This is a genomic window from Streptomyces aurantiacus (assembly GCF_001418335.1).
In the GTDB taxonomy this organism is placed as follows: domain Bacteria; phylum Actinomycetota; class Actinomycetes; order Streptomycetales; family Streptomycetaceae; genus Streptomyces; species Streptomyces aurantiacus.
The window spans coordinates 22,239-22,752 of sequence record NZ_LIPP01000427.1 but is presented as its reverse complement, the minus strand read 5'-3'; the positions used below and the strand labels follow the sequence as shown (position 1 = coordinate 22,752).

Here is a 514-nt window from a genome sequence, read left to right as displayed (position 1 = left end):
ACCTGGTCGCCGCTCGGGTCGAAGACGGCGATGCCGGAGAGATGCGAGACGAAGATCCGGGGGGTGCCTGCCGCCATCCCGGCGCCTCCTTCCTCGTACGGGCCTCGGTACGGGTCACCGGTCGGGTAATGGTTCGGGTGCCGGCTCGGTGCTGGTTCGGGTAATTTGGGCCGTCATGCCCGCTCGGATGGGCTTCAGGCTAGCCCGTCCCGGTCGGATACGCCCTGGTGAGCGGTGCGGACGGACTGACTCCGAGTGACGTGGTGGGCACCGGTACGCTGCGGTACGCCGGTGAGGACAACCGCACGAGAGGCAGCGCCACCTGTGACTGCGATTCCCCAGGGACGTACCCGTAAGGCCGTGCTGATGAGGGCCGTATGCGCGCTCGTCGTGGCGGGGGCAGGGGTGACGGGGTGCGGCGGTGACGACCCGGACGCGGGCACCAACGGGGTCGGGAAGCTGCCCCCCGCCAAGATCCGGAGCAGCACCGTGTCGGCCGCCAAGGCCGCCGCGA

The 514-nt window shown here is 70.4% G+C and carries 1 pseudogene; it reads left to right on the top strand.

The features are described 5' to 3' along the window. Positions 1–324 precede the first annotated feature (324 nt). A pseudogene (locus AOK01_RS45840) lies at positions 325–514 on the top strand (hypothetical protein); the annotation flags it as partial.